The 20,638-nt window shown below is 46.2% G+C and carries 13 protein-coding genes; 4 read left to right on the top strand and 9 right to left on the bottom strand.

The genetic code is table 11. From position 1 onward, the window contains the following. Window positions 1-11 precede the first annotated feature (11 nt). The 3 genes from greA to carA all read right to left on the bottom strand — a co-directional run bounded on the left by greA (window position 12) and on the right by carA (window position 4,988). Window positions 12-488, bottom strand: a complete 477-nt coding sequence (greA, locus tag S2091_RS11065) for a transcription elongation factor GreA (RefSeq protein WP_105531874.1) — start codon at window positions 486-488, stop codon at window positions 12-14. A 113-nt stretch (window positions 489-601) separates the two neighbouring features. Next, a complete protein-coding gene (gene carB / locus S2091_RS11060; protein WP_105531873.1) occupies window positions 602-3,820 on the bottom strand; it encodes a carbamoyl-phosphate synthase large subunit in 3,219 nt (1,072 codons plus the stop codon). Continuing rightward, on the bottom strand, window positions 3,813-4,988 hold the full coding sequence (gene carA / locus S2091_RS11055) for a glutamine-hydrolyzing carbamoyl-phosphate synthase small subunit (RefSeq protein ID WP_105531933.1): 1,176 nt from the start codon (window positions 4,986-4,988) through the stop codon (window positions 3,813-3,815). Before carA ends, carB begins: the two co-directional genes overlap by 8 nt. 420 nt (window positions 4,989-5,408) lie before the next feature. On the opposite strand from carA, the gene S2091_RS11050 reads away from it, so the two are divergent. Further along, window positions 5,409-7,481 carry a M13 family metallopeptidase gene (locus S2091_RS11050; protein WP_105531872.1) on the top strand — a complete coding sequence of 691 codons (2,073 nt, stop codon included), beginning with the start codon at window positions 5,409-5,411 and terminating at the stop codon, window positions 7,479-7,481. 181 nt (window positions 7,482-7,662) lie between these two features. On the opposite strand, the gene S2091_RS11045 is transcribed toward S2091_RS11050, so the two are convergent. The 4 genes from S2091_RS11045 to S2091_RS11030 form a co-directional block, all read right to left on the bottom strand. Further along, window positions 7,663-8,520, bottom strand: a complete 858-nt coding sequence (locus tag S2091_RS11045) for an alpha/beta fold hydrolase (RefSeq protein ID WP_105531871.1) — start codon at window positions 8,518-8,520, stop codon at window positions 7,663-7,665. A 67-nt stretch (window positions 8,521-8,587) separates the two neighbouring features. Then, entirely contained in the window at window positions 8,588-9,994 is a 1,407-nt protein-coding gene (locus tag S2091_RS11040) for an ATP-grasp domain-containing protein (RefSeq protein ID WP_105531870.1), read from the bottom strand. Between the two features lie 75 nt (window positions 9,995-10,069). Further along, on the bottom strand, window positions 10,070-12,559 hold the full coding sequence (locus S2091_RS11035) for a DNA internalization-related competence protein ComEC/Rec2 (protein WP_105531869.1): 2,490 nt from the start codon (window positions 12,557-12,559) through the stop codon (window positions 10,070-10,072). Continuing rightward, on the bottom strand, window positions 12,559-13,356 hold the full coding sequence (locus S2091_RS11030; protein WP_105531868.1) for a TatD family hydrolase: 798 nt from the start codon (window positions 13,354-13,356) through the stop codon (window positions 12,559-12,561). Before S2091_RS11030 ends, S2091_RS11035 begins: the two co-directional genes overlap by 1 nt. 259 nt (window positions 13,357-13,615) lie before the next feature. Between S2091_RS11030 and S2091_RS11025 the strand changes: the two genes are divergently transcribed. From S2091_RS11025 to S2091_RS11015, 3 genes are all read left to right on the top strand, one after another. Continuing rightward, window positions 13,616-15,796: a TonB-dependent siderophore receptor gene (locus S2091_RS11025; RefSeq protein WP_105531867.1), complete on the top strand. Its 2,181-nt coding sequence runs from the start codon at window positions 13,616-13,618 to the stop codon at window positions 15,794-15,796. A gap of 18 nt (window positions 15,797-15,814) precedes the next feature. Continuing rightward, entirely contained in the window at window positions 15,815-17,023 is a 1,209-nt protein-coding gene (locus S2091_RS11020) for a PepSY-associated TM helix domain-containing protein (RefSeq protein WP_105531932.1), read from the top strand. Window positions 17,024-17,102: 79 nt separating this feature from the next. Beyond that, on the top strand, window positions 17,103-18,128 hold the full coding sequence (locus S2091_RS11015) for a GGDEF domain-containing protein (protein ID WP_105531866.1): 1,026 nt from the start codon (window positions 17,103-17,105) through the stop codon (window positions 18,126-18,128). Between the two features lie 26 nt (window positions 18,129-18,154). On the opposite strand, the gene S2091_RS11010 is transcribed toward S2091_RS11015, so the two are convergent. Together S2091_RS11010 and S2091_RS11005 are read right to left on the bottom strand one after the other, a co-directional pair. Beyond that, a complete protein-coding gene (locus tag S2091_RS11010) occupies window positions 18,155-19,144 on the bottom strand; it encodes a YncE family protein (RefSeq protein ID WP_105531865.1) in 990 nt (329 codons plus the stop codon). 158 nt (window positions 19,145-19,302) lie between these two features. Next, complete coding sequence (locus tag S2091_RS11005; protein ID WP_105531864.1) at window positions 19,303-20,631, bottom strand: ABC transporter ATP-binding protein; 1,329 nt, start codon at window positions 20,629-20,631, stop codon at window positions 19,303-19,305. Window positions 20,632-20,638 lie beyond the last annotated feature (7 nt).

Raw genomic sequence — 20,638 nt, 5'->3', positions numbered from 1 at the left:
ACGCATTAATATTAAATATAGCGGACATCAATAACTTCATACTCACGCACACCGGCGGGCGCTTGTACTGCGATGATATCGCCAGCATACTTGCCAATTAAAGCACGTGCGATTGGCGAGGTAATAGAGACTTTCTTTTCTTTTAAATCTGCCTCATCTTCACCAACGATTTGATAGGTAACTTTTTCACCGGTTTCCAAATCATCCAAATCCACTGTCGAAGCAAAAACAATACGGCCTTCTGCATCCAGGGTTGCTGGGTCGATGATCTGTGCGGAGCTTAATTTACCTTCCAGATCGGCAATACGACCCTCAACAAAACTTTGGCGCTCTTTAGCTGCATCATACTCAGCATTTTCTGACAAATCGCCATGCGAACGTGCTTCGGCAATCGCACTGATTACAGCGTGTCTTTCACGCGTTTTTAATTGATGAAGCTCTTGCTTTAACAGCTCGGCTCCGAATTTAGTTAGAGGTACTGTACTCATCGTATTTCTTTAAGTGAAAACCACAGAGCTCATTTATAAAGCACTGAAACAAAGTGCCAAATAAATAAGCTCTGTGGTTGTTATATCAAACTAGGCGAAAAACCTACCAACGCTTAGTGTAAAGTTTTATGCAAACCTTGTAAATCATATACGTGCAATTCATCTAAATGACGCATACCTTCTACTGCAGCTTCCGCACCGGCAATCGTGGTAAAAGTCGTTACTCGCGCGGCCAAGGAAGATACGCGGATCGCGCCGCTGTCTTGAATCGCTGAACGTTTTTCTTCTACGGTATTAATCACCAGGGCAATTTCACGATTGATGATCATATCAACAATATGTGGACGCCCTTCACTCTTTTTATTGACTGGAGTGACTGGTACGCCAGCTGCGCTGATTTGAGCTGCAGTGCCTTTCGTTGCCAAAATAGTAAAGCCCATTTTAACTAAATTTGCTGCCACTTTAACTGCACGTGGTTTGTCGTTGTTTTTGACGCTAAGGAACACTTTACCTGCTTTAGGCAAATGAACGCCAGCACCCAACTGCGACTTAACGAACGCTTCGCCAAAGGTTTTACCCACACCCATGACTTCACCGGTCGATTTCATTTCCGGCCCTAAAATCGTATCAACGCCAGGGAATTTAACAAACGGGAATACCGCTTCTTTAACACTGTAGTAAGAAGGAACGACTTCGTTGATAATTCCTTGGGAATCCAGCGATTGTCCAGCCATGCAACGCGCTGCAATTTTTGCTAATTGCAAACCGGTTACCTTAGAAACAAATGGCACCGTACGTGAAGCGCGTGGATTGACTTCCAGCACAAACACGACATCTTTACCTTCAGCCTGTTGAATTGCAAACTGCACATTCATCAAACCAACCACGTTCAGGCCTTTAGCCATTAACGACGTTTGACGTTTCAGTTCAGCTATAGTCTCGGCAGAAAGTGAATACGGAGGCAATGAGCAAGCTGAGTCACCGGAATGCACGCCAGCCTGTTCGATATGCTCCATTACGCCGCCAATAAAGGTGCGTTCGCCGTCAGACAAACAATCTACGTCGACTTCAATTGCGTCATTCAAGAAGCGGTCTAACAGCACTGGCGAGTCATGTGAAACCTTGACCGCTTCGCGCATGTAACGCTCTAAATCACGTTGTTCATGCACGATTTCCATCGCTCGTCCGCCCAAAACATAAGAAGGACGTACGACCAGCGGGTAACCGATTTCAGCAGCCAAACGCAATGCATCTTCTTCAGTGCGCGCAGTTCGATTCGGCGGTTGACGCAAATTCAATTCATGCAACAATTTTTGAAAACGTTCACGATCTTCAGCTGCATCAATCATGTCTGGCGAAGTGCCAATAATCGGCACGCCATTCGCTTCCAGATCTAAGGCCAATTTCAACGGGGTCTGACCACCGTATTGCACAATCACGCCGATTGGTTTTTCTTTGGCGACAATTTCCAATACGTCTTCCAAAGTGACTGGCTCAAAATACAAACGATCGGAAGTATCGTAATCGGTTGAAACGGTTTCTGGATTACAGTTGACCATAATCGTTTCATAGCCGTCTTCACGCATTGCCAAGGCAGCGTGTACGCAGCAGTAATCAAACTCAATCCCTTGCCCAATCCGATTTGGCCCGCCGCCCAACACCATAATTTTTTTATTATTGGTTGGCAGCGATTCGCACTCTTCCTCGTAGGTTGAATACATGTACGCAGTTTTGGTTGCAAATTCTGCCGCACAGGTATCAACCCGTTTATAGACTGGGAAAATATTCAGGGAATGACGGTATTCACGTACTTCTTTATCCGTGGTGTGCAACAGTTTCGCCAAACGGCGATCTGCAAAACCTTTTTGCTTTAAGCGGAATAAGATGTTTTTATCCAACTGCTCAAGTTTTTGCGTTTCAAGCCACAGTTCAATATCAACAATGTCTTTAATCTGCGCTAAGAACCAAGGATCAATATGAGTTAATTGATGTACTTCTTCCAAGCTGAAGCCTTGTGCAAACGCGTCACCAACGTACCAGATACGCTCAGGTCCAGGCTCGCCCAATTCTTCTTTAATTACTTCGTGATCGCGGGTTTTTTCATTCAAACCATCAACACCGACTTCCAAACCGCGCAAGGCTTTTTGGAACGATTCCTGGAAAGTGCGGCCAATCGCCATCACCTCACCAACGGATTTCATTTGAGTCGTTAAATGATCATTCGCTTGCGGGAATTTTTCAAAAGTGAAACGTGGAATTTTAGTAACCACGTAATCAATGGTTGGCTCAAATGAGGCCGGCGTAGCGCTTCCGGTAATATCATTGCGCAATTCATTGAGTGTGTAACCTACCGCCAGTTTGGCTGCAATTTTAGCAATCGGGAAACCGGTTGCCTTGGATGCCAATGCGGAAGAACGGGAAACACGTGGATTCATTTCAATGACGATCATACGGCCATCCGCCGGATTAATCGCGTATTGCACGTTCGATCCGCCGGTATCTACGCCGATTTCACGCAACACTGCAATCGAAGCGTTACGCATGATCTGATACTCTTTATCTGTCAACGTTTGCGCTGGCGCTACGGTGATCGAATCACCAGTATGCACGCCCATCGGATCCAGATTTTCAATCGAGCAAACAATGATGCAGTTGTCGGCTGAATCGCGGACGACTTCCATCTCAAACTCTTTCCAGCCAATCAATGATTCTTCAATCAATAATTCTGAGGTTGGTGACGCTTCCAGGCCGCGTTTGCAGATGGTTTCGAATTCTTCTTCGTTGTAAGCAATCCCGCCGCCAGTTCCACCCATCGTAAATGAAGGACGAATAATCACTGGGAAACCTAAAGTTCTTTGTACAGCCCAAGATTCTTCCAGTGTGTGCGCTACATCGGAACGTGCCGAACCCAAACCGATTTTGGTCATGGCAGCTTTAAACTTGGAACGATCTTCGGCCTTATCAATTGCTTCCGGTGATGCGCCGATTAATTCACAGCTATATTTTTCCAGTACACCATGGCGGTGCAAATCTAACGCGCAATTCAGTGCAGTTTGACCGCCCATGGTTGGCAAAATCGCATCTGGACGCTCTTTGGCGATAATGCGCTCAACTACTTGCCATGTAATTGGCTCGATGTACGTTACATCGGCCATTTCAGGGTCAGTCATGATCGTGGCAGGATTACTGTTCACCAAAATGACTTTATAACCCTCTTCACGCAAGGCTTTACAAGCTTGTGCACCAGAATAATCGAACTCACAGGCCTGGCCGATAATGATCGGACCAGCGCCAATAATCAGAATACTTTTTATATCACTACGTTTAGGCATTTTTATTTTTCTCCGAATTCATCAGCGCAATGAAGCGATCAAACAAAGGGGCAATTTCATGCGGACCTGGCGAAGCTTCCGGATGACCCTGGAAGCAAAATGCTGGTTTGTCAGTACGCTCGAAGCCTTGCAATGAACCGTCAAACAAAGACACATGCGTAACTTTGCAGTTGGCCGGCAAAGTCGCTTCATCAACTGCAAAACCGTGGTTTTGTGAAGTGATGAATACTTCCTTAGTTACCAGATCTTGTACCGGATGATTCGCGCCGTGGTGGCCGAATTTCATCTTCAAGGTTTTAGCGCCCGAAGCTATCCCCATAATTTGGTGTCCTAAACAGATACCAAAAGTAGGAATGCCGCGCTCAATCAATTCTTTTGCTGCATCAATTGCATAAGTACATGGTTCAGGATCACCAGGGCCATTCGACAGGAACACACCATCTGGATTCAACGCCAGCACTTCTGCCGCAGTGGTTTCTGCTGGCATTACCGTAACGCGGCAACCGCGCTCTGCTAACATCCGCAAAATATTACGCTTCACGCCGAAATCAAATGCGACCACGTGAAATTTTGGAGTAATTTGTGTGCCGTAACCTTCGCCAAGCACCCATTCCGTTTCACGCCATTCGTAGGTTTTTTTGGTTGAGACAACTTTCGCCAAATCCATGCCCGCCAAACCGGCAAACGATTGCGCGAGTTGAACCGCTTTTTGCGCATCATCGCCAACTAAAATGGCGCCGCATTGTGCACCTTTTTCACGCAAAATACGCGTCAGCTTGCGAGTATCTATGCCAGCTATCGCAACAATATTTTGTGCTTTTAAATATGCGGCTAAGTTTTGCTCTGACCTGAAATTAGAAACCAGCAGAGGTAAGTCTTTGATGATTAAACCCGCTACCTGGCATTTGTCGGATTCATTGTCTTCCGAATTAATGCCGGTGTTGCCGATATGCGGATAAGTCAGCGTAACAATCTGCTGGCAATAACTTGGGTCGGTTAATATTTCCTGATAGCCGGTCATGGCGGTATTGAAAACAACTTCGCCAATGGTGCTGCCTGTAGCACCAATTGAATAACCATGAAACAACGTGCCGTCAGAGAGTGCAAGAATGGCTGGAGAATCTAAGCCGGAACATAAGGACTGCGGTAGGGACTGCGAAAGTGGCAGCAAGGGTAACTCCTGAGTTGTTACCGCCGCTGCGACCTGTCTGCTAGAGTTGCGCACAATCAATGCCCGGAACTGAGGGCAATGTGCAGCTTACTTAGAAGATGTGAATGAAGGTATGCGCTATGCGGCGGGAATTAAGTTAGATAAACCCTACAAGTATAGAGCAAAACAGCCTTTCCAGCCAGCTACTTATGATGATTTTAGGCGGGCGCAGGCGACTTTACGCCCATTTAATTAAGATAATTTCAATACTATTCTGAAGCGATGTCTTATTTTTAAGAAAATATCATCAATTAGTTGCAAATTAATTGCATTGGCGAAAGAACTATTTCACAATACCCTTGTCTTAGACAGTGGCTTTTTTGCCAAACCGAACACGAATTCCACATTTACTCTTAAAATAATATTTGGAGCTATTTAATGAAGCAACTTACCAAACGCTTTGCCCTGAGCGCGATTGTTCTGGCCTTATCCAGCGCCAGCCTGTACGCCGCAACTCCTGCCACAGCTGAAACTACCTCTTCTGTTGCTGCCCTACCATCAGGCATAGAAAAAGCAAACATCGACGGCACTGTGCGCATTCAAGATGATTTTTATCGTCATGTGAATGGCACTTGGTTAAAAACTACTGAGATTCCTGCTGACAAATCACGCTGGGGTTCATTTAATGTCTTGGCCGATGCAGTTCTGCCGCAAATGCAAGGCATTATTGAAACTTTATCCAAAGATCCTAATATTGCACCTGGTACTGATGCGCAAAAAGTCAGTGATTTATATGCCAGTTATATGGACACTACTACCATCGATGCGCTTGGCCTGAAGCCACTCGATGCAACTTTTGCACAAATTGATGCTGTTTCCGACAAAAATCAAATCCCAACCTTAATCGCGTATTTAAACCGTGTCGGCATTACAGCGCCATACGGTTTCGGTATACACCAAGACGCTAAAGATTCGACAAAATATATTGTTGACCTTGGTCAAAGCGGCTTAGGTTTGCCTGATCGTGATTATTATTTAAAAGATGACGACGCCAAGCTGAAAAGCGCACGCGACGCATACCAAAAACACATAGAAAAAATGTTGGGCATGGCTGGCGACGCTAAAGCCGCTGACAGCGCAGCCGCTATCATTAAACTGGAAACCGCTTTAGCTCAGGTTCAATGGAGCAAAGTTGAGCAACGTGACCCAGTTAAAGGCTACAACAAAATTGAATTGGCTAAGTTAAATGCACTTACGCCAGATCATGATTTCCTGTCCTATTTAAAAGCAGTTGGCGTTGACGGCAAAATCACTTATGTGATTGTTTCCCAACCTAGTTATTTCACTGGCTTTGCCAAAGTAATGCAAGATACTCCGTTGGCAACATGGAAAACCTACTTTAAATGGCACGCATTATCAGACAACTCTTCTTTACTGCCAGCTAATTTCGCAGACGAACACTTTGCGTTTTACAGCACTACATTGCGCGGAGTCCCACAACAGGAAGTACGTTGGAAACGCGGCGTAAGAATGGCTGATGGCGATATGGGCGAAGCATTGGGTAAAATCTATGTGTCCAAATATTTCCCGCCTGAATACAAAGCCAGAATGGAAAAATTGGTTGATAACTTGTTAGCTGCGTACAAGCAAAGCGTGACCAAGTTGGACTGGATGAGCCCAGCGACTAAAAAAGAAGCCCAAGCAAAATTGGCTACTTTCATGCCAAAAATCGGTTATCCATCCAAGTGGCGCGACTATTCAGCGTTGACCATCAAAAAAGATGATTTGATTGGTAACAGCATGCGTGCAAATGAATTTGCTACGCAGTTTGAAATCAACAAACTCGGTCAACCAATTGACCGCGCTGAATGGGGCATGACGCCGCAAACAGTGAATGCTTATTACAACCCAGAGTTGAATGAAATCGTCTTCCCTGCAGCGATTTTACAACCACCGTTCTTCAATGCAAATGCAGACGATGCGGTGAATTACGGTGCAATCGGTGCGGTAATTGGTCATGAAATCAGCCACGGCTTTGATGATCAAGGCAGCCAATACGATGAAAAAGGTAATTTGCGTGATTGGTGGACTAAGCAAGATCACAAAAAATTTGCTGCAAAAACCGCCGCACTGGTTAAGCAATACAACTCATTCAGCCCGTTACCTGGTTATTTTGTGAACGGCGAACTAACTTTGGGTGAAAACATTGCTGATAACTCCGGTTTGGCGATTGCATTCAAAGCCTACAAAATCTCATTGAACGGCAAACCAGCGCCGGTGATTGATGGCTTTACAGGTGAGCAGCGTTTCTACATGGGCTTTGGTCAAGTTTGGCAAAGCAAATCACGCGATGCAGCAACCTTGGTTCAGATCAAAACTGACCCACATTCCCCTGCTGAATTCCGTGGTAATGGCACAGTCCAGAACCAACCTGAGTTCTACAAAGCATTTGATGTGAAAAAAGGCGACAAAATGTACGTTGCGCCTGCAAACCGTGTGATTATCTGGTAATAATTATCGAACAATTGAACGTTAGCTAAGTACGACAAAAAGGCGGCCTAAAAAGCCGCCTTTTTTTGATTTTGCAACGTAGTTTGGGTAGATCGTGCAGTGGAAAATATTTGCTAAATTCGTTTCACACAATCAAACCTGAATGAACGATATCAGTTTTGCGAATTACTAAAAAAATGCCTTATTTAGTTTTCGCCAGTAATTTCTGAACCATTGCATGCGCCTTCTCTGCTGCAAGCTCAGGAGATTCCAAGGGATATAAATGCCCGCCTTCTATCCAGTCAAAATTTTCACCGACCAGTTTTTTTGTGTGAAATAGCCCAGCCTGACTGCACTCTTGCGATGTTGTCCCGCAAATAAAGCCGATCGGAACTGGGTAAGGTTGCGCGCAAAATCGATTAATGGCATGTGGCAAGGAACAATAAATTGCTGTTTCAACATCCCGTTTAAATCGCAATGTCACGCCTTCTGAATGCAGCTCAGTACCAAAACTAATGTAGTCGCACAAAACTTGCTCAGGCCAGATGGCAAACATATCCTTGCTGGCAAAATGCTGGAATGCTGCTTCTTTACTCGGCCAAATTTCACGCCGCTTTAAAGAGAATTTTGCTGGGGGAAATTTAACGGCGACATTAAGGCTTTTTGCGACGTGCAACACTTTGGCACGCCAACCTGCAACTACCGGCGAATCCAGCATCACCACGCAGCGCACTAACTCCGGCCGCATTTTTGCCACCATTAAACTCAACATACCGCCTAGCGAATGTCCGAGCAGGATTATTGGCTTATTGTGACGCGCGTGGCTTACTTCTAAGCTGGCAATTAATTCCTTACATAATTCCGGCCAGCAATCGGTAACTGGATAGGCCGGATTGTGGCCGTGCATTTCCAAAGCACGAATTTGGTAATTGCTTTGTAGTTGATCCAAAAACACCTTGTAAGTACCCGTTGGAAAACTATTTCCGTGTACAAAATGAATCAGTGGCAAGGAATTATCGGAGGTGGCTTGCAGCCAATATGGCGTGTCAGAAACGGGCATGAGTAAATTTTTGTGGCGCTGGAAAGCTGACAGTATTGCCGAAATAAAGATATGCTGCCGCCAATTGTCAGGTTTTAGATGTATTACTCGAATCTAAGTTTGATATCCGCCGCACTTGCATTTGCTCAAACGCATCAGCAATCCGTTGTATGTACGGGTTTTTATGCGCCAAAAGGCCATCGCTCGCTACGCGATGTACCAACATGGTCGCATTGGCTTCAAAAATAAACACTTGTCCGTCAGGCAGTAACGCAAAGTCGATACCGGCATAGTCCAAATTAAGGCGCTGACCAATTTGGACTAATGCCGCCATTGCAGGCTCGCCCAATACAGCCGCAGTATTTTGCAAAAATAGCTTTTCTTCTGCAATTTTCCACGCGTTACTCACCATGTCAGCCGAATGATAATGCACCATCCATTCGTTTGAGATCGCTAAGTGATAAGCAAAAGGCTGCTTGTCGACATAAATAATCCGATATTTTCTGAAGTAGCCATCAGCGCTGCGGCAATCAATAAAACTGCTTAAATAGTGCGCCGAATCTGTGCTTTGCAAGGCGGTTAAAGTTGCTACCAGATCATCGCAGCGCACCAAACCCTGACCGCCGTGGCTTCCTGCTGGGCGCACTAAAACGGGAAAGTGTATATCGCCATTAACTATGTTCGCTTGCAACTGTTCTGCTGAAACAGGTTCAGCTTCCATTCGAACACACGGCGCGACGACCACGTTTTCCAATCCTGTCATTAATTCGCTCAACAGATGGCGCTGAGTACGGGCAACCAACGTCGGTAAATTTAAAATCGGACGCTGACAAGTCTGGATAAAGCGATCTAATCTCTCTGCCAATGGTGCCGCAACATCAGGCTCGCCAATCGCGTTAAAGGCTAAATCATAGGGCGGTAACTGCGCATCTTCAGTTACATCGGCGTAATCAATAATGTATTTAATGCGCTGGCTGGTTTCCGCCGACAACAATACTTCGTAGGGAATATTTCCTTGAGTACGACCCACGCATAAAATCAATAATTGACGCACTGGATTCACGACAGGGTCAATAAACACCCGTTGAATCTGGTAGGCGCGGGCTCGGCACACCTCCGCTTCGGCATGGCGGCCAAAGTGTAAATGAATTACCACTAAATTTTGATAGGCCGCAGCCAAGTTGGGATCAAGTGTTAATACAATCTGATACCAGCGTTCGGCAATTGCGTAATCGCCCTTCATAAAGTAACCGGTTGCAACCAAGTAGAGTTGCCATGCAGCGTTATTACCATCATCGGTTAAGTATGCGTCGATAGCTTTGGCAGCAATTAAATGCGCCAACGCGCCAAGCTCATCGCCCTGCTGATGCTTTCTATCAAACATCAGTCTATGTAAGTCCACATTTAGCGGTTTTTGGGCAACAGCTAATTCCAAATCAGCAAGAGATAAGGAAGAAAAGGGAGCAGAAAATTCTGGTTCGGGAATGGCCGTCATTGCATTACCCTAAGTTGTGTTGGTAACCGACAATATAATCCTTAGTTGTAACTTAATTTCAACCAAGGATCAAATTTAATAGCGATCAGCACTCAATGTTGGATGCCAATACCGTGCATCCGTAACGCGGTATTCCTCAAAACTCACTTCAGCACCAAACTTGAGCGTAATAGCACCGGCATCATCATTTCTTAAGCGCGTAATGCCAAAATCAGCATAACGCTGCCAAACCGAAGATTTCGGGTGGCGGTAACGGTTATGGTATCCAAGTTGGAAAATGGCTAGTTGCGGATTAACTTCACGTAAAAATTCTGTGGTGGAAGAAGTACCGCTGCCATGATGCGGCGCAAGTAGCACGGTAGCTGATAACTTTTCTGGGATGCTATTGACCAGCTGATCTTCTTGAATCGCTTCAATATCGCCTGCCAATAACAGCGAATGAGCACCGTTGGTAATTTTTAAGGTGCATGATTTAGCGTTCGGCTTCCATTTATCACTGGTATAAATCACCGCGGGTGGATGCAGCACTTCAAATTGAACGCCATCCCATTCCCATGATTGTCCAGCTAAACAAGTGATGTGCTGCGACTGTTGTTGCGCTGTTTGCACTATCGTGCTGTCCAACGCCAGAGAACTTGCCACCCAATTTATCTTCAGTTGCTGCATCAAAGACAAGGCACCACCGGAATGATCGCTGTCGTTGTGGCTAATCATCAAACCGTCTAACTGGTTAATACCGCGCATTTTCAAATACGGATAAATTACCCGACTCCCTGCATCCGACTCTGGCGAATAGGACGGGCCGGTATCGTATAACAAACGATGTCTCTCAGTTTCAATCAATAGCGCCATCCCCTGCCCCACATCTAACGCTGTCACTTTGAATTCACCAGGTGCTGGAAAATTACTGCTGTTTAAGCACAAAGGTAGCCATGCCAACAAGCCCGCCCAACGCAACGGCCAGCCTTTTGGTGCCAGACACCAAAAGGTGCCGGCAAACGCACATAAAAACATCCAGACTTCAGGGCGTGGCGCTTGCCATACAGCCCAGGAAAGTTGGCTTAACCAACCTAAAAAAGAAATTAAATACTGCAAAATAAAATTGGTCAGCACCAAAACCCAAGTGCCTATCGGTGCCGGAAGGACGCTACCCAATAAAGCGAAGGGCGTTACCAGCAAACTGACTATAGGAATCGCGACCGCATTGGCGATCGGGCTGACGATGGATACCTGATTAAACAGCAGCATCGTCAGCGGCACTAAACCAAGGGTAATTGCATATTGGATAGTTGAAGCTTGTCGAATATGCTGAAAAAATTTGCTAGCTCGAATGGAAGGTTTGGGCGATAGACTGAATTGTTCAACCGCCTTCATCTCACGTCGCCCTAAGCTGACAAAAAATATGATGCCAACAGCACTAAACGACAACCAAAACCCCGGCCACAATACCGCCCACGGATCAACCAGTAACACTAGGGCCAAAGCCAGACACAGCACATTGCTGACACTTGTTACCCGATCCATCCACAAGGCCAGAGCCAGTACAGCAATCATAATTAAAGTACGTTGCGCTGGCACGCCAAAACCTGCCAAGGCGACATAAATTAGCGCCATCAAAAAGCCCGACAAAGCTGCTGCTTTATGCGCCGGTAAAATTAAGGGTAATTGGTAACGGGTAAAAAATGATTTGCGCCATAGATAAAACATCAGGTTCGCACACATCCCGGACAGCATGGTGACATGCAAGCCAGAGATGGAAATGAGGTGACTAATACCGGTTCGGGCAAACACTTGCCAGTCGCTTTGCCTTATGGCACCTTGCTCGCCGATCACCAATGCAACCAGCACTGGCGCATAAGGCTGATTAGGTAATGCGCTTAAAATACGATTGCGCAGTTTTCCGCGTGCCCATTCTATGCAATTTTTTACGCTAAACGCAAAGCTATTTAGTTGTTGATTTTTAATCGCATTGTTACGATCATTTCTGACGGTACCCGTCGCGTCCAAGCCCTGCTCTAATAACCAGACTTCATAATCGAAACCATAAGGATTAGCTAACCCATGCGGTCTGCGCAAACGTACATTCAACTGCCAGCGTTCACCGGCTTGTAATGGCGTTGTTGATTGTGTTTTGACTTGAGGATTAGAACGTTGAAAAGAATTTGCTTCGTACCAGCTGAGTAGTACTTTGTCAGGCATGTGAGCGGAGTTCACATTAGGGGTGAGAACCCGTTCAATTGAAAACTGAAAACGCTGTCCATAATCAGATTGACTCGGCAAACTACTGATAACGCCGACTACTGCAATGTCTTGTTCTTCTATTTCTGGCGCTAATCGGGTAGATAAAGCAACAATGGCAAAGCCACTCGCCCAAACCCAGCCGGACAACCCACCCACCAGCAACATGAACAAGTTGCATAAGGCAGCCCTGTGCACCCAACGCAATGAAAGAAAAATTAGTACAGCCACACATATTAACGCCGCTAAAGCAGGCCATTCCCACAAACTGCGCTGCTGTTGTAGCAGTAAAACTCCTAAAACAAAGCCGATAATTGTGCTGCGCATCAGCTAGGCGGCGGTAGAGCCAACAGGCGCGGCAATACCGCAGACGCATTGGCACAGGTTGCACTGGCTAATTCATCCAAAGAAATGCCACGTAACTGTGCGAGTACTTCGGCTATTTGCGGTAGTTGTTCAGGTGAATTTTGACCGGCTTCCAACCAATTCGGCGGAATATCCGGTGCATCGGTTTCCAGCACGATGCTGGAAAGTGGCAACGTACTGGCCAAACGACGAATCTGCAATGCACGGGTGTAAGTCATAGCGCCACCAAAGCCCAATTTAAATCCTAATTTAATTAGCATGTCAGCTTGTTGCTGGCTGCCATTAAATGCGTGAGCGATGCCGCCTGGAACGCCAATTTGACGTAAATATTTTAAAATCTGATCCACTGAACGGCGTACATGCAGCAATACCGGCAAACCAAAATCCTTGGCTATGCGTAGTTGTTCACGGTAAAAATAAGCCTGTTTTTCGCGCATTTCAGGGGTGCATAATTCAGCCACAAAAAAATCCAGACCAATTTCACCTATCGCCACAAAATGCGGATCAGACATCGCGCGTTCAACCGAGGTACGTAAAAACTGTAAATCGGCCTCTTCTGCCTTTGGTACAAAGATAGGATGAATTCCCAGCGCATAACCGCCAAACTGGCCTAAATTTGCCACACTGGCAAAATTTGCCCGACATACCGCCGGTACGACAATACTACGCACCCCGCGTTGCTTGGCTCTCAATGCAACTTGTGCGCCAGTGCCATTAAATTCGGGTGCATCTAGATGACAGTGTGTATCTATCCACATAACTTTTCATGCCTTGATTGGGTTGAACCACTAACGACGAAGTATATAACGAGGTTCATTTTATTCATGTCATTTCCCTATTAATTACCCAATATCAGTCGCGTAAATTTGTTGCTATGTCAATGAGTTCGCTTTGATTTGTTGAGTAAAAAATAAAATAATTCTTGCGAATGATAATCATTCTCATTAAAATGCGTTTCCATTTGCAGAAAATGTAAAAAAATAAAAGCATCGCAATAACTTATATAGGAAGTAATCAATGCCAAGTATCGCCAACTCAATCCATACGCCTGCTTATTTTTTACCACCGCACTTAACATTACGCCCTATCGCCCTGGCACTGACGTTAGCGCTATCAGTTACCGCACCTGCTATAGCGTTTGCACAGCAAATCAACTCCACAGACACAGAAACTAAATTACCGGAAGTGTTGGTGCTATCAAACAGCGAACAACAACCGACTGAAAAAACTGACGACTACACCGTCAGCAAAAGTAATACAGCAACCAAACTTGATCTGTCGCTACGCGAAACACCGCAATCGGTGTCAGTCACCACTAGCACCAAAATGAACGACTTCAAGCTAGATAATATTAATCAAGTGCTGGCCGGCACCACTGGCGTCACTGTCGAAAAAGTGGAAACCGATCGTACTTATTACACGGCACGCGGTTTCGATATCATCAATTTTCAATATGATGGTGTTGGCGTACCACTAGTATTCGGCAACCAAAACGGTGATCTGGATACCGCGATCTATGATCGCGTTGAAGTAGTGCGCGGTGCCAACGGGTTGATGTCTTCAACCGGAAACCCATCGGCCACGGTCAATTTTGTGCGTAAGCGCCCAACTTATGATTTTCAAGCATCAGGCGATGTTAGTTACGGTTCTTGGGATACCCGCCGCATTGACGCCGATGTGTCCGGTGCCCTGAATAGTGAAAAAACCGTGGCAGCTCGCTTTGTTGTTGCGCAGCAAGATGGCAACTCGTATTTGGATCGCTATAAACCAAGTAAATCCGTGCTCTACGGCGTAATCGAAGCCAATTTGAGCGATAACACCTTATTGACGGTCGGACACAATTACCAAAAAAATGATTCGGAAGGGGCGATGTGGGGAGCTTTGCCTATGTATTACAGCAATGGCGCACCGACCAATTACGGCGTAAACACCAACACCTCGGCCAACTGGTCTTATTGGGATTCTGAGGAACAACGTACTTTTGCCGAATTAAACCATCATTTCAGTAACGACTGGCAATGGAAAACGACGCTTAGTTATAATCGTTTGAGCACCGACGGCAAATTATTCTATGTGTACGGCACACCAGTTCAAAGTACCGGGCTAGGCTTGTACAGCTACCCGTCAATGTATGATTCTGAAAACAAACAAACATTGCTCGACAGCTACGGCACAGGCAAATACACATTAGGCGGGCGTCAGCATGACCTTACCTTTGGTGCTAGCTGGTCGCGGTCAACACTGGATGATATCTCCCATTACGGTCAAGGCGTAGGTACCCCGCTGACTGCAACAGGCGCATTTGACGGCAGCTATCCAGAGCCGAGTTTTAATGCTTCGACCGCTGGCAGCACCTACACCGACAAACGCCAGAGCGCCTATGCAGCGACCCGACTTAACTTGGCCGACGATTGGAAACTACTGATCGGTGCCAACTATACCGATGCGCAAAGTACCGGTATTGCATACGGCATTAGCCACCAAACCAGCGCCAGTGCCACTACTCCCTATACAGGTCTGGTATACGACCTGAACAAGAGCGTATCTGCTTATGCAAGCTATACCGAAATTTTCAATCCGCAATACCAGACCAATGCCAGCGGTGCAACGCTAGCGCCTGTTACGGGAAAAAGTTATGAGCTCGGGTTAAAAAGCGATTTGATTGACCGCAAACTCAACGCATCTGCGGCCCTGTTCCGCGTGGAGCAGCAAAATGCCGCCGAACAGGCTGGCTATATCGGCACTACGGCTTATTACCGTGGAATCAATGCGAATTCAGAAGGTGTAGAAATGGAGCTCTCTGGCGAGTTGGCTAAAGGTTGGCAAGCAAACCTCGGTTATACAGCAATGACTATTAAGGATCAGGATGGTAATCCGGCCAGAACCTATGTACCGAAAACGCTACTGCGCATGGCAACCACGTACCAAGTACCGCAGCTGGAAAAGCTGAAAATTGGCGCGAGTTTCAACTGGCAAGGTAAGACCAGCTATGTGCAGAGCGCGCCAACCAATACGACTACCCAGCAAGGGTATGGATTGCTGAACTTGATGATGCGTTACGACATCAGCAAACAACTCAGTGTCAGCGCCAATATCAATAACGTCACGAATCAAAAATATATTTCCAGCCTGTACTGGTCGCAAGCTTATTATGGCGCCCCAATTAACGGCAGCATTTCGCTTAACTGGAAATATTAAGGTCCGCTGACTATGTCTATTCGTCCCCTGTTTGTCATCTTGCACCGCTGGTTTGGTTTGGCGGCAGCCCTCTTCTTGTTTATTGCTGGTGCTACCGGTGCCTTCATATCTTGGGATCATGAGCTGGATGCCTGGCTCAATCCGCAATTATTTAAAGCGCATAGTGCCAAGCAATTACCTGGAATGGAAGCCCTACCCGGTTTAGCGTTGGCAAATCAGGTAGAGGCGCAGGATAAACGTCTACGCGTCACTTACGTATTAACGGAAAGTGACGCAGCTCATACCAGCATGATGATGGTGGAAGGTCGTACTGATCCCGCAACCAAGCGGCCATTTGCGTTGGGCTTCAATCAGATCGCTGTCGACCCAGTCACAGCGGAGATACAAGGCAAGCGCATGTGGGGCGCATTATCCCTGGACAGAGAAAATTTACTCCCGTTTCTATATAAGCTCCATTACACGATGTTTCTTCCTGACGTCGGCGGTATTGAGCTAGGCATCTGGCTGATGGGCATCATCGGTGTAATTTGGGCGTTCGACTGCTTCATTGCCTTATGGTTATCATTCCCAAATTGGCGCAGTTGGCGCAAATCATTTGTTTTCCGCTGGCAACAAGGCGGACATAAATTAAATTTCGATGTGCATCGTTCCGGCGGGGTATGGCTGTGGATTTTACTGTTGATTCTGGCCGTTACTTCCGTCTCGATGAATCTTGAGCGTCCGCTGATACGACCTATCATTCAATTTTTTTCGCCACTGACACCTGATATCTTTGATAGCCGGAAACCTCTCGCGCCAGAACATACCGTTGAAGCCAGTTTTAGCCGCGAGCAGGTCGTGGAACTGGCTGCCGACGAAGGTCGACGACGAGGTTGGTCATTACCTGTTGGCGGTATTTTTTATTCATCCGAGTTCGGTGTCTATGGCGTCGGTTTTTTCAACGCGGGCAATGATCATGGCGATATTGGATTAGGCAACACTTGGCTCTATTTTGACGCCGATAACGGCCAACTGGCTGGCAGTAAAATTCCAGGCACTGGCAGCGCTGGAGATTTATTCTTGCAGGCACAATTCCCCTTGCATTCAGGACGTATTCTCGGCCTGACCGGACGCATACTGATCTCGATTATGGGTATCGCGGTCGCACTTCTTAGCGCTACGGGGGTAATAATTTGGGCTAGAAAACGACGAGCCAGGTTATTAAGCGCCCGCCAGCGAGTGAATTAAACTCAGCAAAGTCGCATTCCGTTTGCTAATATCAATGAGTTATCTCGTCTAAAACAGGGTAATTAGAAAACTTACTTCTATGACACGCTCAACCGATTCCAAGCTATTGCTTTCTTTAACTAAGTTGATTGAAAAACCAGAGATCAAGGCTTTCCAATGCTCGCTAATTCAAACGCTGAACGATATCATCTCTGCCGATTCGATCACCCTTTATGAAATGCATACTCTCAAGAAATTATCTAAAGCTCAAGCTGAAGATTTTTTAGTCAGAGTTGGTTACGATGACAGGTTAGAAAAAGACCTGCCAGCACCAATGCGGTTCAGTGACGAAGCGCAATTTTTGATGGCCTATGAACGTCGCGATGTTGTGATAGAGCAAATCGGTGATCAGGAAAATTCCTTGTTTCGCTGTATTTATCCTATCCTCGGCATTAAAGGTGTGACGGAGTTTCTCGCTATCGATTGTAAAAAGTTGATTAAACAGGAGCAGGAACTCGCAACCAGATTCATTGGGTTTTATCGTAATTATCTAGCACTGCTCAATGATAACCAGCGCGACCATCTTACCGGCTTATTAAATCGAAAATCATTCGACGACAAGATGATGCAGATCATCATTTCGCTGGGAACAGGGAGTAAACGTAACGCTGACAAAGCCCAGTATTGCCTTGCCCTGTTTGATATTGATCACTTTAAACGGGTCAATGATACTTACGGACATCTGGTGGGGGACGAAGTTTTATTACACTTCTCTCAATGCATCAGCGAAACGTTTCGCGAGTATGACTTGCTGTTCCGAGTTGGAGGGGAAGAGTTTGTGGCGGTAATTCGCAACGTCAACGCAAAAACCGCCGAGTTCATCATGGAACGTTTTCGACACGTGATAGAGGCCTATCATTTCCCCCAGGTTGGACATGTCACGGTGAGCATCGGCTCCACCTTTATTGCGCCATCTGACTTGCCTGTCACTATTATGGATAGAGCGGACAAAGCTCTTTATTACGCAAAAGAGCATGGCCGCAATCAGTCAGTGATTTTCGAACAATTAGTGGCTTCAGGAAAATTGCAGGTGGATATAACTGAAAGTGATATTGATTTGTTTTGAGCTATTTCAACCACACCCGTAATTTTTTAATGAAGCGTTTCAACAACCTGATTACTGGCAAGATCAAGTTTGACTATGCTCAAATCTTCATTTAATACGTAGGCGAACTTGCTATCGTGAGTAAATACAATCGCTTGCCGAGGTTGTTTAAAGCCATTCACGGTGGCAGTCACTGTTTGCGACGCTAAGGAAATCACCGACAAGGTGTTATCTGCCAAGTTACCGGAATAAAGGGAATGCTCGTCTGGCGTTAGTGCTGCTCCATACGGATCTTTACCAACGGGAATTGTTGCAATAATCTGGCGTTTGGCAATATCCACCACTGCAATACTGTTGCTACCACTGTTGGCGGCGAACAGTTGCTTTCCATCATGCGTAATGGAAATGGCGCGAATTTTATTAAACCCGGTTATCTCTGCCACGATCTTATTGCTTTGCGTGTCCACCAAGGTAATCTTGTCACCTAGAAAATTCGTGACGAACAGCGTATCACCTGAAGAATTGAGTCGTACGCCTTGGCGCGGTTGAGCAAAACCGGTAATGACTGCCTTGGGGCGATTAGTTGTCAGATCAAAGTTGGTCACGGTGCTAGCGGCTTCATTATTCACATACAACGTCTGCCCGTCTCGACTAATGGTGGTTCCGAACGCACCTGCTCCCGCCGGTAAAGTAGCCAGTTCTTGCAGTGATGCAGTATCGATTTTTTTAATCTGCCCCAAGCTGCTATCCGACACATAGAATGATTTTCCTGATGGGTCGAAGACGATATTGCGCGGAGTGACGTAGCCATGTAATACAGCACGTACCTTGCCTGAATTGAGATCATAGACGACAACATCTGGGCGCTCGCTGTAAGAGGCTACCGCAATAGTTTCGTCGGGACTGATTGCCAGGGAGTTGTTATGAATTGCGCCGTCAAAGGTCCAGCGGGGTTCGGCGGCAGATGTGACACCGACACTAGCTAACGTTGCGACGAAAATACCCAGGATACTAAATATACGTTTAAGTGCGTTCATGGCAGACTCCGGTGAATAATATAGTTCGGTTTGAAATGACTATACGGAGCATCTGACTAGCAGTAAAACAAGTTGTTTGACTAGGATTAAGCAATAAAATAGGTAGAAAAATCTCCTGCACTAAAAGTACAGAAGATTTAAGCTCACAAACTCAACGCTTATTCAGCATCCGGCAACTTCAACATACCAGTGTGATAGTTGTATTCATACATTTCACCGTAACGGCCCCACTCCACCGCCACTTCCAACATCTGCTTAGCTTCTTCTGCGGACAAGAATTCTTCCAGCAAATTGAGGAACGGTTCTTTGCGGATTTCACCTGATTTTTCTTGTTTCAGGCTGTGATGAATACGTGCAGCCAACGGTACATTTTCTAACAATTGCTGACCGAATAAATGCTTACGGAAAGCTTGATCGGCCTGGCAATAACGTTGACCGAGGCTGGTTAAATGAATGTCGCCGTGCTCGATATGAACTAAACCAATCAAACGTAACGCTTCATAGACAGGGAACAAATCATCATCTGATAAACCGGCTTCTTCGGCCAGTTTAGGTAAATCGGCGCGGCCATTAAATGGCTCATCGGCCAGCATTTCCAGCAAGCCTTCCATTTGACTGATTTCAGCTTCCGGTAAGCGGAACGCTTGATTTTGAGCGCTGCTTTGACCGCTGAAATCGGACTCGACCGGCGTGGTCGTCATTTGGGTGTACACCTCGTCAATCAAGGCGCGCACTTCCGGTGAATCTTCTGAACGGTCGCGCGGTAAAGAGACTTTAATTTCTGCGCGGACCCGGCCTGGATCGCTAGAAAAAATCAAGATACGGTCCGCCATCATGACGGCTTCTTCAATGTTATGCGAAACGATCAAAATACCCTTCATCGGGGTTTTTTTACTTTCCCATAATTCCAGCATATCGTTACGCAGCGTTTCGCCGGTTAATACGTCCAAAGCGGAAAACGCTTCGTCCATCAACAATACATCCGGCTTCATAACCAAGGCACGGGCGATCCCAACCCGCTGTTTCATACCACCCGATAATTCGCGAGGCAAAGCGCCTTCAAAACCGGCCAGCCCGATCATTTCAATGGCGGCTTCCGCTTGTTCTGCGCGGATCTCTTTAGGGATTCCTTGCGCTTCCAAACCTAATTCCACGTTTTGCTGAACGGTCAGCCAAGGAAATAAGGCGAACGACTGAAACACCATCGCAATGCCGCGTGCCGGTCCAAACAATTGCTGTCCACGATAAATAACCTGGCCTTTATCGGCAGGTAACAGACCGGCCATAATCCGCAATAAAGTCGATTTTCCCGAACCGGATTTACCTAACAAGGCGACGATTTCACCTTCTTTTAAAGTGAAATCCACACCTTCCAATACAACTCGTTCCGAACCATCGGCGGTCCGGAAATTTTTACTGACGCCGCTCAAGTTAATCAGTGCTTGATTCGCTGGTGTATTCGTTGGTTGTTTCGCTGATTGATCCATTGCCTAG

This window comes from Solimicrobium silvestre (genome assembly GCF_002976435.1).
GTDB lineage: Bacteria > Pseudomonadota > Gammaproteobacteria > Burkholderiales > Burkholderiaceae_D > Solimicrobium > Solimicrobium silvestre.
This window is presented reverse-complemented; position numbering and strand designations above follow the sequence as displayed.